16 protein-coding genes and 1 pseudogene are annotated in these 18,098 nt (G+C 65.9%); 7 read left to right on the forward strand and 10 right to left on the reverse strand.

The genetic code is table 11. The features are described 5' to 3' along the window. Positions 1 to 109 precede the first annotated feature (109 nt). Together atpD and FHW78_RS12430 are read left to right on the forward strand one after the other, a co-directional pair. Entirely contained in the window at positions 110 to 1,510 is a 1,401-nt protein-coding gene (gene atpD, locus FHW78_RS12425) for a F0F1 ATP synthase subunit beta (protein WP_141454321.1), read from the forward strand. 148 nt (positions 1,511 to 1,658) lie between these two features. After that, positions 1,659 to 2,081, forward strand: coding sequence for a F0F1 ATP synthase subunit epsilon (locus FHW78_RS12430; protein WP_183640762.1), 423 nt, complete (start codon positions 1,659 to 1,661; stop codon positions 2,079 to 2,081). Positions 2,082 to 2,215: 134 nt separating this feature from the next. Here FHW78_RS12430 and FHW78_RS12435 read toward each other — a convergent pair whose 3' ends face one another. Beyond that, complete coding sequence (locus FHW78_RS12435; protein ID WP_183640763.1) at positions 2,216 to 2,599, reverse strand: GtrA family protein; 384 nt, start codon at positions 2,597 to 2,599, stop codon at positions 2,216 to 2,218. A gap of 90 nt (positions 2,600 to 2,689) precedes the next feature. Here FHW78_RS12435 and glmU point away from each other — a divergent pair, with 90 nt between their 5' ends. Next, positions 2,690 to 4,057, forward strand: a complete 1,368-nt coding sequence (gene glmU, locus FHW78_RS12440; protein WP_183640765.1) for a bifunctional UDP-N-acetylglucosamine diphosphorylase/glucosamine-1-phosphate N-acetyltransferase GlmU — start codon at positions 2,690 to 2,692, stop codon at positions 4,055 to 4,057. A gap of 219 nt (positions 4,058 to 4,276) precedes the next feature. Here glmU and FHW78_RS12445 read toward each other — a convergent pair. From FHW78_RS12445 to FHW78_RS12475, 7 genes and pseudogenes are all read right to left on the reverse strand, one after another. Next, a pseudogene (locus FHW78_RS12445) lies at positions 4,277 to 5,686 on the reverse strand (HAMP domain-containing sensor histidine kinase); the annotation flags it as partial. After that, complete coding sequence (locus tag FHW78_RS12450) at positions 5,611 to 6,948, reverse strand: sigma-54 dependent transcriptional regulator (RefSeq protein ID WP_183640769.1); 1,338 nt, start codon at positions 6,946 to 6,948, stop codon at positions 5,611 to 5,613. The gene FHW78_RS12450 and the pseudogene FHW78_RS12445, both read right to left, overlap by 76 nt. A 2-nt stretch (positions 6,949 to 6,950) precedes the next feature. Beyond that, a complete protein-coding gene (locus FHW78_RS12455) occupies positions 6,951 to 8,195 on the reverse strand; it encodes an ABC transporter permease (RefSeq protein WP_183640770.1) in 1,245 nt (414 codons plus the stop codon). A 58-nt stretch (positions 8,196 to 8,253) separates the two neighbouring features. Beyond that, positions 8,254 to 9,480, reverse strand: coding sequence for an FtsX-like permease family protein (locus FHW78_RS12460; RefSeq protein ID WP_183640771.1), 1,227 nt, complete (start codon positions 9,478 to 9,480; stop codon positions 8,254 to 8,256). 88 nt (positions 9,481 to 9,568) lie between these two features. After that, positions 9,569 to 10,870, reverse strand: coding sequence for an ABC transporter permease (locus FHW78_RS12465; protein ID WP_183640773.1), 1,302 nt, complete (start codon positions 10,868 to 10,870; stop codon positions 9,569 to 9,571). A 10-nt stretch (positions 10,871 to 10,880) separates the two neighbouring features. Next, on the reverse strand, positions 10,881 to 11,609 hold the full coding sequence (locus FHW78_RS12470) for an ABC transporter ATP-binding protein (protein WP_225562498.1): 729 nt from the start codon (positions 11,607 to 11,609) through the stop codon (positions 10,881 to 10,883). A gap of 97 nt (positions 11,610 to 11,706) precedes the next feature. Further along, entirely contained in the window at positions 11,707 to 12,984 is a 1,278-nt protein-coding gene (locus FHW78_RS12475; protein ID WP_183641403.1) for an efflux RND transporter periplasmic adaptor subunit, read from the reverse strand. A gap of 192 nt (positions 12,985 to 13,176) precedes the next feature. On the opposite strand from FHW78_RS12475, the gene glmS reads away from it, so the two are divergent. Next, the gene (gene glmS, locus FHW78_RS12480; RefSeq protein WP_183640774.1) at positions 13,177 to 15,003 is read left to right on the forward strand and encodes a glutamine--fructose-6-phosphate transaminase (isomerizing); all 1,827 of its coding nucleotides are present in this window, start codon (positions 13,177 to 13,179) and stop codon (positions 15,001 to 15,003) included. Between the two features lie 150 nt (positions 15,004 to 15,153). On the opposite strand, the gene FHW78_RS12485 is transcribed toward glmS, so the two are convergent. Together FHW78_RS12485 and FHW78_RS12490 are read right to left on the reverse strand one after the other, a co-directional pair. Then, positions 15,154 to 15,504 carry a VOC family protein gene (locus FHW78_RS12485; protein WP_183640775.1) on the reverse strand — a complete coding sequence of 117 codons (351 nt, stop codon included), beginning with the start codon at positions 15,502 to 15,504 and terminating at the stop codon, positions 15,154 to 15,156. A 4-nt stretch (positions 15,505 to 15,508) separates the two neighbouring features. Beyond that, positions 15,509 to 16,084 carry a TetR/AcrR family transcriptional regulator gene (locus FHW78_RS12490; protein ID WP_183640776.1) on the reverse strand — a complete coding sequence of 192 codons (576 nt, stop codon included), beginning with the start codon at positions 16,082 to 16,084 and terminating at the stop codon, positions 15,509 to 15,511. 494 nt (positions 16,085 to 16,578) lie between these two features. Here FHW78_RS12490 and FHW78_RS12495 point away from each other — a divergent pair, with 494 nt between their 5' ends. The 3 genes from FHW78_RS12495 (at position 16,579) to FHW78_RS12505 (ending at position 18,039) form a co-directional block, all read left to right on the forward strand. After that, positions 16,579 to 16,842: a hypothetical protein gene (locus FHW78_RS12495; RefSeq protein WP_183640777.1), complete on the forward strand. Its 264-nt coding sequence runs from the start codon at positions 16,579 to 16,581 to the stop codon at positions 16,840 to 16,842. Between the two features lie 479 nt (positions 16,843 to 17,321). After that, positions 17,322 to 17,564 (forward strand): hypothetical protein, encoded by a 243-nt coding sequence (locus FHW78_RS12500; RefSeq protein ID WP_183640779.1) that lies wholly within the window; start codon positions 17,322 to 17,324, stop codon positions 17,562 to 17,564. A gap of 49 nt (positions 17,565 to 17,613) precedes the next feature. Beyond that, the gene (locus FHW78_RS12505) at positions 17,614 to 18,039 is read left to right on the forward strand and encodes a hypothetical protein (protein ID WP_183640781.1); all 426 of its coding nucleotides are present in this window, start codon (positions 17,614 to 17,616) and stop codon (positions 18,037 to 18,039) included. Positions 18,040 to 18,098 lie beyond the last annotated feature (59 nt).

Below are 18,098 nucleotides of genomic sequence, written 5' to 3' on the forward strand. Positions count from 1 at the left end.
AGCAGCGCAGCGCGCCTTTCACGAATCCCGAATCACGAATCTCCAATCCCGAATCACTGAAGAGACCGGCTTGGCTGGTCGAGCGAATTAAATAATCGGAGCAACGAAAATGAGTCAGGGCAAGATCGTTCAGATCATCGGTGCGGTGGTTGACGTCGAATTCCCGCGCAATGAAGTGCCGAAGGTGTACGACGCGCTGAAGGTCGACAACACCGCCATCACGCTGGAAGTGCAGCAGCAGCTCGGCGACGGCGTCGTGCGCACCATCGCCCTCGGCTCGACCGACGGCCTGAAGCGCAACCTGGTCGCCGTCAACACCGGCCGCGCCATCTCGGTGCCGGTGGGTAACGGCACCCTGGGCCGCATCATGGACGTGCTCGGCACGCCCATCGACGAAGCCGGTCCGGTGCAGGCCAGCGACCATTGGGAAATCCACCGTGCGGCCCCGTCGTACGAAGACCAGTCCTCGGCCAACGACCTGCTGGAAACCGGCATCAAGGTCATCGACCTGATGTGCCCGTTCGCCAAGGGCGGCAAGGTCGGCCTGTTCGGCGGCGCCGGCGTCGGCAAGACCGTCAACATGATGGAACTGATCAACAACATCGCCAAGGCACACAGCGGTCTGTCCGTGTTCGCCGGCGTGGGCGAGCGTACCCGCGAGGGCAACGACTTCTACCACGAAATGAAGGACTCCAACGTCCTCGACAAGGTGGCGATGGTGTACGGCCAGATGAACGAGCCGCCGGGCAACCGCCTGCGCGTCGCCCTGACCGGCCTGACCATGGCCGAGTACTTCCGCGACGAGAAGGATGCTTCGGGCAAGGGCAAGGACGTGCTGCTGTTCGTCGACAATATCTACCGCTACACCCTGGCCGGCACCGAAGTGTCGGCGCTGCTGGGCCGCATGCCGTCGGCGGTGGGCTACCAGCCGACCCTGGCCGAGGAAATGGGCGTCCTGCAGGAACGCATCACCTCGACCAAGACCGGTTCGATCACCTCGATCCAGGCCGTGTACGTGCCCGCGGACGACCTGACCGACCCGTCGCCGGCGACTACCTTCGCCCACCTGGACGCCACCGTCGTGCTGTCGCGCAACATCGCCTCGCTGGGTATCTACCCGGCCGTGGACCCGCTGGATTCCACCAGCCGCCAGCTCGACCCGAACGTGATCGGCCACGAGCATTACGACACCGCCCGTCGTGTCCAGGCCACCTTGCAGAAGTACAAGGAACTGAAGGACATCATCGCGATCCTGGGCATGGACGAACTGTCCGAAGAGGACAAGCAGGCCGTGTCGCGTGCCCGCAAGATCGAGCGCTTCTTCAGCCAGCCGTTCCACGTGGCCGAAGTGTTCACCGGCTCGCCGGGCAAGTACGTCGCCCTGAAGGACACCATCCGCGGCTTCAAGGCGATTGTCGACGGCGAGTACGACCACCTGCCGGAGCAGGCGTTCTACATGGTCGGCAGCATCGAGGAAGCGGTCGAGAAGGCCAAGAAGATGGGCGCGTAAGCGCTCCTTCTTGGGATTCGGGATTCGGGATTAGAGATTCGCAAGAGCGGGATTCGTGTGCTGGATAGGGTGTGGATGAGGAGCGCTTCGGCGCTTGCCGAATCCCCAATCCCCAATCCCGAATCCCGCCCCGCGACAGCGAGGTAACATGAGCACCATCCGTTGCGACATCGTCAGCGCCGAACAGGAAATCTTCCACGGTGAAGCCACCCTGGTCGTCGCCACCGGCGAGCTCGGCGAACTGGGCATCGCGCCCAAGCACGCGCCGCTGATCACCCGCCTCAAGCCGGGCAAGGTGGTGGTGACCCTGCCGAACGGCGAGCATCTGGACTTCGCCATCTCCGGCGGCATCCTGGAAGTGCAGCCGCAGGTCGTCACCGTGCTGGCCGACACCGCGATCCGCGCGCAGGACATCGACGAAGCCTCGGTCCGCAAGGTCAAGGAAGAAGCCGAGCGCGTCCTGGCCAACAAGGATCCGAAGATGAGCGCCGAGGAAGCCCAGGCCCAGCTGGCCATGAGCATCGCCCAGCTGAGCGCGCTGGAGCGCCTGCGCAAGAACCTGAAGCACTGAACGACGCGATGCCATTTCGCGTCATGGAAAACGCCGGCCCTGGGCCGGCGTTTTCTTTTCCGTCCGCTGCGCAGGCGGGGCTGGCGCAGGCCGTCTGCCGCGATCGACCACCGCGATGCGTGAGGAACCCTTCCTCAGCGATAGACGATGTGACGCCAGAGGAAGAAGGCGACCACCGCCAGGCCACCTTCAACGAGCGGTTTGGCCAGCCAGGCCTGCTGCAGGCCAAGCCCGGCGGCGATGGCGGCGACCAGCCATGTGCTGACCAGTGTCAGCGTCAGCCAGACCACGATGAAGCGGAGCAGCCGGCGCCACCCCAGCTTGGGCCTGCCCGACTGCGCGAACGTCCAGCGCCCGTTGAGCCAGAAACCGAGCAGCGCGCCGCTGGCGCGGCCGGCCAGGTTGGCGGGTGCCGGCGCCACACCCAGCGCGGTCAGGGCCACGAACAGCAGCCAGTCCAGCAGCAACTGGAGGATGCCGGCAATGACGTAACGGGGCGCTTGCTGCAACAGGCTCAAAGAGATGCCGGCGAAAATCGGGGAGCGCACATGCTACCCGCGACGGTGGCTTAGAATCGAGCTTCAAGGACTGTCTCTACAGGAACGCCAATGACCCACCCCCTGCACGTCATCATCCTGGCCGCCGGCGAAGGCAAGCGCATGAAGTCGGCGTTGCCGAAGGTGCTGCAGCCGATTGCCGGGCGGCCGATGCTTGCCCATGTCATCGAGGCGGCGCGGGCGCTGGCGCCGGCCGGCATCCACGTGGTGTATGGGCATGGCGGCGATCAGGTGCAGGCGGCGCTCGCCGATCAGCCGGATCTGCAATGGGCGCACCAGGCCCAGCAATTGGGCACCGGCCATGCGGTCGCCCAGGCCATGCCGCAGGTGCCGGATGCTGCCAGCGTGCTGGTGCTGTACGGCGACGTGCCGCTGACCCGGGCCGAGACCCTGCAACGCCTGCTGGCCGCGCCCGGCCGAGTCGCCGTGCTGGTGGCCGAGCCGGAGGATCCGAGCGGATACGGGCGCATCGTGCGCGATGCCGAGGGCCGGGTCGCCGCCATCGTCGAGCACAAGGACGCCAGCGACGAACAGCGGCGCATCCGCACCATCAACACCGGCATCATCGCCGCCGAATCCACCGCGCTGCGGCGCTGGCTGTCGGCGCTGTCCAACCACAACGTCCAGGGCGAGTACTACCTGACCGACATCTTCGCTTCGGCCGCGGGCGAGTTCAGCCCGGCCGAGATGGTGCTGGTGGCCGATCCGATCGAGGCCGAGGGCGCCAACGATCCCTGGCAGCTGTCGCAGCTGGAACGCGCGTACCAGTTGCGCGCCGCGCGCGCGCTGTGCACGCAGGGCGCGCGCATGCTGGATCCGTCGCGCTTCGAACAGCGGGGTACCGTGAAGGTGGGGCGCGATGTCGAAATCGACGTGGACGTGATCCTGGAAGGCGAAGTCGAACTGGGTGATGGCGTGCGCATCGGCGCGTTCACCCGCCTGAAGGACGTCAAGCTGGGCGCCGGCACCGTGGTGCGTGCCCACTGCGACCTGGAAGGCGTGGTCTGCGGCGACAAGGCCCAGATTGGCCCGTATGCGCGCCTGCGTCCCGGCACCGTGCTGGCCGACAGCGTGCACATCGGCAACTTCGTCGAGACCAAGAAGATCACCCTGGGCCTGGGCAGCAAGGCCAACCACCTGACCTATCTCGGTGACGCCGTCATCGGCGCCGGCGTCAACATCGGCGCGGGCACCATCACCTGCAATTACGACGGCGTCAACAAGTCCACCACCACCATCGAGGACGGCGTGTTCGTCGGTTCCAATTCCTCCCTGGTGGCGCCGGTGACGCTGGGTCGCAATGCGACCATCGGCGCGGGATCGGTGATCACCAAGAATGCGCCGGCCGATCAGCTCACCGTGGCCCGAGGTCGTCAGGCCAGCATCGAGGGCTGGCAGCGCCCCAAGAAGAAATCCTGAGGGGGAGCCGGGCTTGCCCGGCTCGCGGGGTTTCAGGATGCGGTGATGATTTCCGTGCAGCGGAGCAAGCTCCGCTCTACGGGAGTCCATGACCTGCCATGTGGGAGCGACGTAAGTCGCGAGCCTTTGCCACATGCATTCGTATCACGATGCATGCCGGGTGTTCCGCGTATCGCGACTTACGTCGCTCCCACAGGAAGGGAGGGTGCGCGCGACGCTTCAGGCACCCGGATTGTCTGGCAGCTGGATCGCCACGCACAGGCCGCCGCCTTCGCGGTTGTGCAGGGACAGGCGGCCGCCGTGGGCCTCGACGATTTCGCGGGTCAGCGCCAGGCCCAGGCCGGTGCCGTTGCGCTTGGTCGAATAGAACGGCACCAGCGCGTTCTGCAGCACGGCATCATTCATGCCGCTGCCGCGATCCATCACTTCCAGGCGGATCCAGTCCGGCAGACGGGTGACCTTCATCGCAACGCCGTCCACGCTGGAACCCGATTCGTGGGCATTTTTCAGCAGGTTGAGCAGGGCCTGTTCCAGCTGCGCCGGATCGATGCGGCTGCTCAGATCGTCCGCGGGCATTTCCAGCTGGAAGGTGATCTGCCGACGCAGGCCTTCCAGCCAGGTGTTCCAATGGATTGTCTGCAGCTGCGGTTGCGGTAGCTTGGCGAAGCGCGCGTAGCCGCGGATGAAGCCTTCCAGATGGCGGGCGCGATCCTCGATGGTGGCGAAGATCTCCTCCAGCCGGTCATGGCGGCCGCGTCGGATCAGCTCGCTGCCCGAGTGGGCCAGCGAGGCGATGGGCGCCAGCGAATTGTTGAGTTCGTGGCTGATCACGCGGATGACCTTCTTCCAGGTCATCACTTCCTGCCGGCGCAGTTCGCTGGTCAGCAGGCGCAGCAGCAGCAGTTCGTGGCGACGGCCATTGAGGCGGAAGTAGCGGCGCGCCAGGTGGTAGACCTGTTCCTCCTCCTCGCTGTCGGCCTGGGCCACCGCGAACAGGCTGTCGCCGCCACGCGACAATGCCTCGCGCATTTCCACCGGCGCGCTTTCCAGCAGCAGATCAAAATTCTGCCCCTCCAGCTTCCAGCCGCCATGCAACAGCTTGCGGGCGGCGACGTTGGCGAACACCACCCGGCGCACGCCGTCGCCGCCGGTGGCCAGCAGCAGCATCGCCACCGGCGTGTTCTGCACCATCGTGTCCAGCAGCAGCTCGCGCTGCACCAGGCTCTGGCGCTGCTCGCGCAGCACGTCGCCCAGTTCGCTGTGGGAGGCCACCAGTGCGCCGAGTTCGTCCGGGCTGTCCCAATGGATGCCGAAGTTGTACTCGCCATCGCGGTAGCTGTTCACGCTGCCGGACAGGGCGCGGAACAGCGAGTTCATTGGCGCCAGCGCCCGCCGTACCGCCAGCATGACCAGCGGCAGCACGATCAGTGCCGACAGCAGGAACGCCAGCCGATCATCGTCCAGCCAGCGGTGCAACAGCAGCGGCAGGCCGATCGCCACCGCCATCGAAGGCAGCAGCCACAACAGCAGGCGGCCGGCGAGCGAGCGACGGGTCATTCGCGCGGGATGCCGTAGCGGTCCATGCGCCGGTACAGCGCCTGCCGGCTCAGGCCCAGCTCGGCGGCGGCCTGCGCGATCACCCCGCCGGCACGCGACAGCGCGCTTTCCAGCGCCGCCTTGTCCGGTTCGTCGGACGGCACGCTGCGCACCGGCGCCGAACGGGGCAGGTTGAGATCCGCCGCTTCGATGCGCGCGCCCTGGGCCAGCAGGCCGGCGCGCTGCATCACGTTGCGCAGTTCGCGCACGTTGCCCGGCCAGCCGTGTCGCACCAGCGCCGCGCGTGCCGATTCGCCAATCGGCTTGTCGGCCGGGCGGAAGTGTTCGGCCAGCGGCAGGATGTCGCCGGGCCGTTCGGCCAGCGGCGGCAGGTTCAGTTCGATCGCGTTGAGCCGGTAGTACAGGTCCTCGCGGAACGTGCCTTCGCGAATCATCGCCGGCAGGTCGGCGTTGGTCGCGCTGATCACCCGCACCGTCACCCGTCGCTCGCGGTTGGAACCCAGGCGCTCGAAGCGACCGGTCTCCAGGACCCGCAACAGCTTCATCTGCCCGGCCAGCGGCAGGTTGCCGATTTCATCGAGGAACAGGGTGCCGCCATCGGCGGCCTCGAACTTGCCTTCGCGCGCCTTGTTGGCACCGGTGTAGGCACCGGCCTCGGCACCGAACAGCTCGGCTTCGATCAATTCGGAAGGCAACGCGCCGCAGTTGAGGGTCACGAACGGTCCGGCCTTCACGCTGGAATTGGCCTGGATGATCTCGGCGATCTTTTCCTTGCCGCTGCCGTTGGGCCCGGTGATCAGCACCGGCAGATCCGAACGCGCCACCTGGCAGGCCAGCGCGATCATGCGTTCACTGGCGGGATCCTCGAACACCAGTCCGCGCAGATCGTAACGGGCGGCGAGTTGTCCGCGGCTCTGGCGCTCGCGGCTGCGCCGGCGATCCAGTTCGCTGCGCGCCTCGGACAGCTCGATCAGGTTGTTGACCGTCGCCAGCAGCTTGCGGTCATCCCAGGGCTTGGCAATGTAGTCCACCGCACCGGCGCGGATCAGGTTCACCGCCGCTTCCAGGTGGGTCCAGGCGGTCAGCAGGATCACCGGCAGATCCGGGTGCTGCGCGCGGATTTCGGCGAACAGTGCTTCGCCTTCCGCGCCGGAAGTGGTGTCGGCGGAGAAATTCATGTCCTGGATGACCAGGTCTACCGGCTCCTGTCGCAGCGTGGCCAGGCCGGCCTCCGGCGATTCTGCGTGCAGGGTGGTGATGTCGTGCAGGGAAAACAGGACTTCCAGCGCGGTGCTGACGGCGCGGTTGTCGTCGATGACGAGGATGATGGGCATGCCTATAGCCTAACCCAGGGCTTGCGCGTCACGCGCTCCGGCGCGACGTTGGCGGCGCGGCGCGCGGGCCAGGTCGCGGCGAGTTGCGCCACCGCCATGATCACCAGTGCCGCGCCGGCCAGCCACAGTGGCGAGGCCGGTTCCAGCGTCCACGGTGCGGGCAGGCGGTGGAACAGGCCGCGCGTGGCGATGGTGCCCAGGCCGATACCCGCCAGGGTGATCAGGAAATGCTCCCAGCGCACCGCCAGCCGGATCTGCCGCGCGGTCGCGCCGACCGCGCGATGCAGGCTGATCCGCAGCGCGCTTTGCTGCACCCACAACTGGCCGGCCACGCCCAGGCTCAGCAGCGTCAGCAGCCACCAGCCGGCCGCGCAGGCGAGTGTCGTCCACATCCAGCGACGCTCCGCGTGCAGGGTATCCAGGCGCATCTCGTCCATCCGCAACGGCATGGCGACCGGTCGTTCGGGGAAGCTCGCGACGAGCAAGGCATGGACCCGCTGCGCCACCGCGTCGCGTTGTCCCGGCGCGACGCGGATCAGCAGATGCGCCCAGGAGGCGTCGCCCGGACGCAGCGGCAGGAAGATCGCGGCGCCCGGCGAGGCATGCCCGCGACTGCCCAGCGGCAGCGGCATCCGTTCGACGACGCCAACGACGTGCACGGAGCGCGGAAGCCCCTTTACCGGTTGGCCCAGCGCCGACTGGCCCGGGTACAGATCCTCGGCCAGTGCGCGCGTGATCACCGCCGGTAGCGTCGTGTCATGCCGGACGTCCGGGTCCATCACTTCCTCTTCCGCGGCGAGCAGGCGGCGGCCTTCAACCACGCGCACGCCCAGCGCGGCCATCAGGCCGGCACCACCCATGTACACGCTGGCAACGCGGTCGCGACCCACTGGCGGTCGATCGCCCACGGCGCTGTTCCATGACGTGCGCGCATACGGCACCTGGTTGCTGGCGGCCACGGCCTGGATGCCGGGTAGTGCGCGCAGCGTCCGCGTCAGTGCCGGTACGTCGATGACATCGCCGGCCCGTCCCATCGGAGGCACCACCAGCAGGGTGGTTTCATCGATTCCGCTGGGCGCCGCCAGCGCACGCCGCCAATTCACCTGCGCCTGCCAGGCCAGGTACAGCAGCAGGAAACCCACCGCCACTTCCAGTACCAGCAACGATGTCAGGCCAGGATGCCGGCACAGCGGCAGGCGTGGAAGTCGCGGGACTTGTGGAAGTCGATAGGGGAAACGGACGTCCATGCTTCACCCGGAGGGAAGAACGCACCCCGCCGTGGCGGGGTGCGTGTGTGGAACGGAGTCAGGCGCTACGGGTCGCCACCGCCGGCGGCACCGACGCCGCGCGCATGGCCGGGCCGAGCACCGAGATCTGGCCCAGCAGCCACAGCAGCACCGCGCCCACCGGCAGGTAGTACAGCGGCAACCGTGCCAGCTCGTACTTGCCCATCAGCACCTGGTTGATGCCGTAGGCCAGCGCCATGCCGATGACGATGCCCAGCGAGGCCAGCAGGAAGTTCTCGGTCTGGAAGTAGCGCAGGATCTGCCGGCGGGTCGCGCCCAGCGCCCGGCGCACGCCGATCTGCTTGGAACGCTGCTGCACCCAGAAGCTGGCCAGGCCGACGATGCCCAGCGCGGTCACGATCAGCAGCGCCACGCACACCGCCACCAGCAGCCAGGCCATCGAGCGGTCCTGCCGGTAGAAGTCGTTCCGCATCTCCTCGATGGTGTCCTGCTCCAGGATGATCCGATTGGGGCTGTTCTTCTGCAGCACGTCCACCGCAGCCTTCAGCACCTCGGCGCGGCGCTCGGGATCGGTGCGGATCAGGAAATGGCCGCCCATGTTGAAGGGCACCCGGATCGGAAACATCATCGAGTACTCGTACGCGGTCGGTCCGCCCTGTTCGCTTGGCCGCACCAGGTGTTCGACGATACCGATGATCTTGATGGGTTCATCGCCCCAGCTGTAGAACGTCTTGCCCAGCGCGCTGCCATCCGGATAGAGCGCGTTGGCCATGCTGCGGGTGATGATCGCCGCCGGGATGGTGCCGGGGGTGTCGGGCTTGTTCAACGTTTCCCATTCGAGGAATTCATCGCTGTTGAACTTGCGCCCGGCCACCAGGTTCAGGCCGAGGGTATCGAGGAACTGATCGTCCGCCATGTAGACGGTGGCGTTCAGATTCTGATGGGTCTGCTGCTGGTTCAGGCGGACGCCGCTGTTCCAGGAACTGTTGTTGAATGCCACCTGGTTGGTCACCGAAGCGGCCTTCACGCCGGGCAGTGCGCGCAATGCCGCCAGATCGGCCTTGGTGAGTGCTTCGGCATTCTCGTCGCGGCCGATGCCGGCCAGCTGGACGCGCACGATTTCCTTCTCGGCCAGGCCGCTGACGCGGTCCATGCGCTCCAGTCGTCCGTTGATCAGGAACAGGGCGTTGCAGATGATCGCGCAGCTCAGCGCGACCTCGATGACGATCAGTGCGGCGGCGGTCTTGTGCCGGCGCAGCGCGGTGAAGATGGGGCGGATATCCATGAGGTGTGCTCCGGGAGAGTTGCCGTTCCGGCCGAGGCGTGCGGGAGAGAGAGCTACCGCGCGTCCATCGGCCGGAGCGGCGACTGGATCATTGGGTTTTGAGCTGGATGGCCGGGGTCACCTGGCAGGCACGCCAGGCGGGCAGCAAGCCCGCCAGCACGCTGGCCAGGATCGCCAGGCCGAACGTGGTCAGCAGCATCACCGGGTCCAGGTGCGCCAGTTCGGCGTAGCTGGCCGGCTGCTGGCGTACTGCCCACAGGCCCAGCAGGGCAAGTCCCAGTCCGAGCACGCCGCCGGCCAGGCCGATGGTGCCGGCTTCCACCAGCGCCTGGGTGAAGATTGCCCCCTTGGAGGCGCCCAGGGCGCGGCGCACGCCGATTTCGCTGGAGCGACGCATGAACTTGGCCAGCAGCAGGCCCACCGTGTTGATCAGGCAGACCAGCAGGAAGCCGAATGCCAGCCAGGTCTGCAGGCGCACGTCGCTGGGCACGACCTTCTTGTAGTCCAGCCACTCCATCACGTTGCGCAGGCGCACGTTGGTTGGCCGCTCGAAACGGCCGGCGCGGCGCTGCTGGTCGGAGTAATTCACCAGGTACTGGCGGTAGGCTTCCACCTTTTCCGGCGTATCCAACTGCACCCAGTACTGCATCCACGTGCAGGGCGCATTGACGCCGGTCTCGTCGCCCTGGCTGTCGCCCCAGCAGTTCATCGAACCGTTGCGGCCGAACTTCATGTTCACCGCGGTGGAGAACGGCAGGAACACCTGCTCCACCTCGCCGTAGCGATCGCTGTTCAGATCATAGAAGCGCGGGGTGGGGCGCCAGTCCTCCAGCACGCCGATCACGCGGAACTCGTTCTGGTCGATGCGGATCGACTTGCCCACGCTGTTGCCGCCGTCGAACAGCTTTTCGTTGAGTTTCTGGGAGATCACCGCCACGCGCGCCTGGGTATCGTCCTCGCGTGCGCTCCAGGGCGTTCCCTGCGCGAACGGTGCGTCGAACATCGGGAAGAAATCGGCCGAGGTGTAGCGCGCGTCCACCACGAACGGGGACAGGCCCTGTTTCTCCGGCTCGATGCTGACGCCGCCGCCGGTCATCAGCGCCTGGCGATCGCCCTTCTTCTCGCGCAGCAGCGCCTCGGCGTCGAAACGCGTCACCTGCTCCTCCGGCTCTTCGCCAGCGGTGTAGCCGTCCATGCTTTGCGGATCCATCTGCGGGTAGAACAGGGTGTGGCTGCGGCCCGGCATCGGATCGCCGGACAGGATGTAGAACACGGTCAGGGTGGTCATGCTGGCGCCGATGCCCAGCGCGATGGCCAGCACCATCAGCGCGGTCAGCACCTTGTTGCGCCTGAAGCTGCGCAGGGCAAGCTGGAAGTAGTAACCGAACATGGTCAGTTCCTCAGGCCTGGGCGGGAGCGAGATTGACGTCCAGGCCCACCGTGGAAATCAGGCGTGGCTCGGTGGTCAGGTCGGTGGCGGCGCCGTCGACGATGTGCACGTTGCGCTGCGCGCGCGCGGCCAGCTCCGGATCGTGGGTCACCATGATGATGGTGGTGCCCTGGCTGTTGATCTCCTCCAGCAGCTCCATCACCCCACGGGCCATCTGCGAGTCCAGGTTGCCGGTCGGTTCGTCCGCCAGCAGCAGCTTGGGCGTGCCGGCCAGGGCACGCGCGATCGCCGCGCGCTGCTGCTGGCCGCCGGACAGTTCGGACGGGTAGTGCTTCATGCGCGAGCCCAGGCCGACGCGGGTCAGCGCGTCCTCGATGCGCTGCTTGCGCTCGGAAGCGCTCATGCCGCGGTAGCGCAGCGGCACGTCGACGTTGTCGAACAGGTTCAGATCCGGAATCAGGTTGAAGCTCTGGAAGATGAAGCCGATCTTCTGGTTGCGCAGCTTGCTGCGCGCGTCATCCGACAGCCCGCTCACGTCCTGGCCGTCCAGGGTGTACTGGCCACCGGTGAAGGTTTCCAGCAGACCGGCGATGTTGAGGAAGGTGGTCTTGCCCGAGCCGGACGGCCCGGTCACCGCGACAAACTCGCCCTCGCGGACATGCAGGTCGAGGGAGCGCAGCGCGTGCGTCTCCACCTGGGAAGTGCGGTAGACCTTGGAAACCGAACGCATCTCGAGCATGGCGAAGTCCTTCTGGTGTGTGCGTAGCATGGAAGTCTGGGAATACGGGAAGTACGGAATGGCGGGTACGAAAACGGGAAGACGGTGAGTCGATGAATCAGTTGATCGAGACCCGCTCGGCATCGCCGAACTGGTCGCTGCCGGACACCACGACCTTGTCGCCCGGCTGCAGGCCGCTGACGATCTCCACCGCGCTCAGGCTGCTCACGCCGATCTGCACCGGGCGGCGCACCGCCGAGTTGCCGTCCATCACGTAGGCGTAGCGGCCGCCGGACTGTTCGACGAACGGACCGCGCTCGACCATCAGCACGTTGCGGCGGGTGTCCATCAGGATGCGCGCGCTCAGGCGCTGGCTCTGGCGCAGGCCCGGCGGCTGCTTGTCGCTGAAGCGGATGCGCGCGTTGACTTCGCCGTTCACCACTTCCGGCGACACCGCCGAGATCTCGCCCGGATACGGCTGGCCATTGCTGGTCAGCTGGGCCGGCATGCCGATCGCCAGATCGCGGGCGAAGCTCTCCGGCACCTTGATCTCCACTTCGAACTTGGACAGGTCCACCACGCTCATCACCGGCGCGTTGATCGCCACGTTGGAGCGCTGCACCGCCTGCACCTGGCCGACCTGGCCATCGAACGGCGAGCGCAGGGTCAGCGCATCGACCTGGCGCTGCACCTCGGCGACGATGGAACGCTGGCGCTCGGCCATCAGCTGCTTGTTGCGCGCATCCAGGCTGGCGCCCTGGCCCTGCAGGTTCACATCCTTGCGCGCGTGATCCATGGCGATCTCGGTCTTGCGCAGATCGTCCTTGGCCTTGGCCACGTCGATCTGCGGCACCGCGCCGCCGTTGAACCCGCGCTCGTAGCGTTCCAGATCGCGCTGGGCGGCCTGGCGATCGATGTCGGCCTGATCCAGCGCCTTCTGCGCATTGGCGCGGGTCACCGCCGCGTCCAGGGTGGCGCGGCTGGCCTCGGCTTCCAGGCCGGCCAGGGCCGCCTGTTCCTGCGCCAGCTTGCTGCGCAGTTCCGGGCTGTCGATTTCGGCCAGCACCTGGCCCTTGGTGACCTTGTCGCCGGCCACCACCTTCAGGGTCACCACGCCGCCGGCAATGGCGTACAGGGTGGGACTGTTGGAGGCGATGAGGCGGCCGTCGGCGGAGATGTCGCGCACCAGATCGCCGCGCTTGACCTCGGCGATACGCACCCGCGCGCCATCGAACGACCGGCTGCCGCCCACCCAGCCGCGCACGGCGAAGCCGATGACCAACAGCAGGGCCAGGCCGCCGGCGGCCGGCAGCAGCCAGCGCTTCCAGGGCGCGGCGGCGGTGGCGGTGGGGCCGGCACTCAGGGGGCGATCTTGCGCGGAGGTGTCCCGAATCATCGATGGCATGCGTTTATTGGGAAGACGCCCCGTCAAAGCAGGATGCGTGCCAATCGCAACTGTTTGATTTTCAAGGGGGAGAAGGGCGTTGGAACGGTGTCCGGGTGTCCGCGGACACCGGCGCGGACACTGTCCGTTGTGTCCACCCCCGTTACAATCGGGACTCGTTTTGACTCAGGTGGACAAGACTCTATGTGCGGGATTGTGGGAGCGATCGCCGATCGCGACGTGGTACCGGTACTCATCGAGGGACTGAAGCGGCTGGAATACCGCGGCTACGACTCCGCCGGCATCGCCGTGGTCGAGCAGAAGGATGTGCGCCGCGTCCGCCGCACCGGCCGGGTGTCGGAGATGGAGAACGCCGCCGCCGCCGAGGGCTTCAACGCCAGCCTGGGCATCGGCCATACCCGCTGGGCCACCCACGGCGGGGTCACCGAGGCCAACGCCCATCCGCACATCAGCCACGGCGTGGCGCTGGTGCACAACGGCATCATCGAGAACCACGAGGAACAGCGCGAGAAGCTGCGCGCGCTGGGCTACGAATTCGAGTCGCAGACCGATACCGAAGTCATCGCCCACCTGATGCACCACCACCTCAAGGGTGGCGATGACCTGCTCACCGCGTTGCAGCGCACGGTCAAGGAACTCACCGGCGCCTACGCGCTGGCCGTGGTCAGCCGCAAGGAACCCGAGCGCATGGTCTGCGCACGCATGGGTTGCCCGCTGCTGATCGGCCTGGGCGAGGGCGAGAACTTCATCGCCTCGGACGTGTCGGCGATCATCCAGGCCACCCGCCGGGTGATCTTCCTGGAAGAAGGCGACACCGCCGAAGTCACCCGCCAGGCCGTGCGCGTGTTCGACGGCAACGACCAGCCCATCGAGCGCGACGTGCACGTCTCCGACGTGTCGCTGGCCTCGCTGGAACTGGGCCCGTACCGCCACTTCATGCAGAAGGAAATCCACGAGCAGCCGCGCGCCATCGCCGACACCATCGAGGCGGTCATCGACGGCGGCTTCCTGCCCACCCTGTTCGGCGCCAACGCCGAAGCGGTGCTCAAGGACATCGAGGGCGTGCAGATCCTCGCCTGCGGCACCAGCTACTACGCCGGCATGACCGCGCGCTACTGGATCGAGTCCATCGCCGGCCTGCCGTGCAGCGTGGAAATTGCCAGCGAGTACCGCTACCGCGCCGCCTACGCCAATCCGAAGCACCTCATCGTCACCATCTCCCAGTCCGGCGAAACGCTGGACACGATGGAAGCGCTGAAGTACGCCAAGTCGCTCGGCCACCAGCACAGCCTGTCCATCTGCAACGTGCCCGAGAGCGCCATCCCGCGCGCCAGCGAACTGGTTTGCTACACCCGCGCCGGCGCGGAAATCGGCGTGGCCTCCACCAAGGCCTTCACCACCCAGCTGGCCGCGCTGTTCCAGCTCACCGTGGTGCTGGGCAAACTGCACGGCAAGGTCACTCCGGAACAGGAAGCCGACTACCTGGAGCAGCTGCGCCACCTGCCCGGCAGCGTGCAGCACGCGCTCAACCTGGAACCGCAGATCGCCGCCTGGGCCGAACGCTTCGCGCCCAAGTCCGACGCGCTGTTCCTCGGCCGCGGCCTGCATTACCCCATCGCCCTGGAAGGCGCGCTCAAGCTCAAGGAAATCTCCTACATCCACGCCGAGGCCTATCCGGCCGGCGAGCTCAAGCACGGTCCGCTGGCGCTGGTCGACGCCGACATGCCGGTCGTCGTCATCGCGCCCAACGACACCCTGCTGGAGAAGGTCAAATCCAACATGCAGGAAGTCCGCGCGCGCGGCGGCGAACTGTTCGTGTTCGCCGACCAGGACAGCAACTTCACCGAATCCGAAGGCGTGCACGTCATCCGCACCCCGCGCCACACCGGCGTGCTGAGCCCGGTGGTGCACACCATTCCCGTCCAGTTGCTGGCGTACCACACGGCACTGGCACGAGGGACGGACGTGGACAAGCCACGGAACCTGGCGAAATCGGTGACGGTGGAGTGATTGAAACAAGGGCCGCGAAAGCGGCCCTTGTTTGTCTCCCAAAACCATCAGAATTCTGGTGCTTCTACCTCCCCCTTTGAAAAAGGGGGACCGAGGGGGATTTGCCTTTGGCGCACACCAGGTTGGACAAGACGACCAGCCACCCCACCTTCACCCCTTCTGCCCAATCCACAACCGGTTGCCATCCGGATCCTCAATCCGGAACTCGCTCATGCCATAGAACGGGTGGCTGATCGAAGGCACCACCACGCCGCGCCGACGCACCTCGCGGTGGTAGGCAAAGATATCGTCGGGATAGAGGTAGATCACCGACGTGCGCGGTGCATCCGGCGGCATGTTGATGGACTCGTCCACCATCAGCCGGCATTCGTCGAAGGCCAGCATGGCCCAGCGCCACTCGTCGTTGCGGTTTTCCACCGCGAAGCCGAGCTTTCCGTAGAAGTCCACGCTGGCCGGCATATTACGGACCGGCAGCATGGGAATCAGGCGTTGCATCTTCATGGGTCTACTCCGTGTCGCCGGATGGGAGGGAATCCGTCTGCAATGCCCGCACCGTTGCAGCCGTGGTCAGTTGCAACGCAATCGCCAGATCCTGGGAGCCGCATGTGGACTCGCCCAACAACCAGGCCGTGATGGGCGAGAACATGCCGTCGGCCAGTGAATGCGCTGCCAGCCGCGCCGGGATGCGCAGTCGAAACTCCCCGCGGTCGAGTGCCGCTTCCATTTGCGTGACCAATGCGCTGCGGACGACCCGCAGCGCCGGTCCCTGGAACAGGCTGGGGGCCAACGCGCGATTGGTCCAGAAGTGGTCCAGCATCATGCGGACGCGTGCGGCGTCGGTGTCATCCGTGATCAAGCCGGCCAGGCTCCGGAAAGGTTCCTCCAGGCTTGCCGACAGCAGTTCGTCCTTGTTGCGGAAATGCTCGTAGAAGGTCGAGCGGCTGACACCGGAACGCGCCAGCACGTCGGCAATCCGGATGTCGTGATAACGCCGGCCGATCACCAGCGAAAGGAACGCGGCCAGCAGATCCTGATGGGTGCGCTGCCAGCGGGGATCGGCATGTGGGTCGGCCTGGGTCATGGCGGGAATCTTCCCACGAAGCGTGTCGGACAGTGGGCCTTGTTTGTCCGGAAAGTGCTTCCGATGTGGCCATTTTTTCCAATGCGGGAGGTGAAATGGCGGTGCCACTATCGAGTGCAGGTGTTCAGCGAAGTGGGCATCGCCGATGAGGCGTCACGAATGAGGCTGCCTATCGAATTTTTCGCCAGGAATGACATGCGAGTTCAACGACTAACATTGAATCCGGATCTATTGAATCGACGCGCCGCACTCAGCAGACTCCATTCCCGGAGCGTAGGAACTCCAGCATAGAGTCAAGCCACAAGAATATTTGAGTGGCCAATTCGTACCAGTTCATCGGTACTACCGACGTAAGCAGTTCCACGTCGGGAGGGCGGCTAATACAAGACCTCGCAAGAGGGAATACGCCCGCCGACTCTATGCGGCTTTCCTAACCTCCCGACACCCGCCTGCATTTCCGCAGGCGGGTTTTCACACGGAAAAGGAGTACCCGCATGAGCAAGACCCAACCGCCCCCCGATCGCCGTTCCGGCTACCTGTTGACCGACGAGGGCTACCTGCGCCTGCTTTCCCTGCAAGGCCAGCTCCGCCTGATGAGCCACCTGAGCCTGGCGTGCATGGCGGTGGAAGAAGACAAGGATCCGCACATCCCGATCAAGGCCTGGCACGCCAGCTTCGACGCATTCGCCGCGCAGGCCCAGCACGTCCTCGACCGGATGGCCTGGATGCCTCCGCCGAATCCCGATACCAAGCACTGAGCCGACAGGCATTCGCCAACATAGGCACCCCTGCGCAAGGTGCCCGATCCGACATCCCGGGATGTCGGATCATCGATGCACCGCGCTGCCCGGCGTCGTGGTGCTGTTTCCGCCGGGGTCGGTATCTTCATCTCCGGCTTGATTCGAGTCGTCCTTGGTCGTAGCGACTGACTGGATTCCAACTGCATCGCCAAGAGCAAATCCCCCGTCGCCTGCGGTGCAGGCGCCCGCCCCCTTTGCAAAAGGGGGCTATCGGGTCTGCTTCCTGAATCCTGTCGATAAGCGGGAATCCGCTTTGCCTCCCCCTTCGAAGAAGGGGGACCGAGGGGGATTTGCTCTTGCCTCAATAAAGCGCAGCAGACGGCTCGCCGAAATCAATGGCAAAAGAACACGCGCAAACGAATCTTCTTGCCGGCGACCCGGGCCCGAACTTCCTCGATAAGATATGCCAGGAACCTCGACGCCCGGGAGGAGGGCGCATGAGCGGGCCGCTGAATTTCCTGTGCCGGGTAATGGGGCACGCCGTCGTGTTGATCGGCGGTTTCATGATGTTCGGTGGACTGCTGGGCGGCCTCGATCCGGGCATCAAGCAGGCGGATGATGCCGATCCTTTCGGTATCCCTCCCTCATCGATGGAGATATGGGGTCTCCTGTTCGCCGGACTCGTTCTTGTCGTAGTGGGGCGTTGGCTGGTAACGCGCAGGCCTCGTACTGGGCGGTAGAACGTCGGCCTTTGCGGTTGTCTGAAACGGAATCATCAGGGAGGACCGAATGCATCTGCGTCATTGCTTGTTGATGGTTGTCGCGGCCGTTGTCTTGTCCGGGTGCGAGGTGACGGAAGCGCGGTATCAGGATCGGGCCGAGGTCGCCTCCCGTAATGCCTTCCAGTCCGGCTGGCTTCCCGAATGGATTCCCGACGACGCATTTGATATCCGGGAGACCCACGATAGCGACACCAACGAGTCTTGGCTGGTGTTCCGCCTGAAATCAGGTCATTGGAAGAACCCGGATGAATGCGCGAGCCAGGAGTCTCCGGTCCTGTCATCCCCGCAGGTCATGCAGCGATTCCCGCGATTCGCCAGGGACGCCTGGCAACGGGTAGGCGAGGGGGCCGGTGAAATCCGCGCCTGTGCGGGCAGACGCTGGGTGATGTGGGATCCGCAGCGGCAGTTGGTTTATAGCTGGACCGGGCACTGACAAGTTCCGGCCGCCTCTTCCACCCTGGTCGGCAACGCGCTCAAACACTGGCCGGTGAC

It is taken from the genome of Pseudoxanthomonas sp. OG2 (assembly GCF_014192765.1).
GTDB classification, from domain to species: domain Bacteria; phylum Pseudomonadota; class Gammaproteobacteria; order Xanthomonadales; family Xanthomonadaceae; genus Pseudoxanthomonas_A; species Pseudoxanthomonas_A beigongshangi.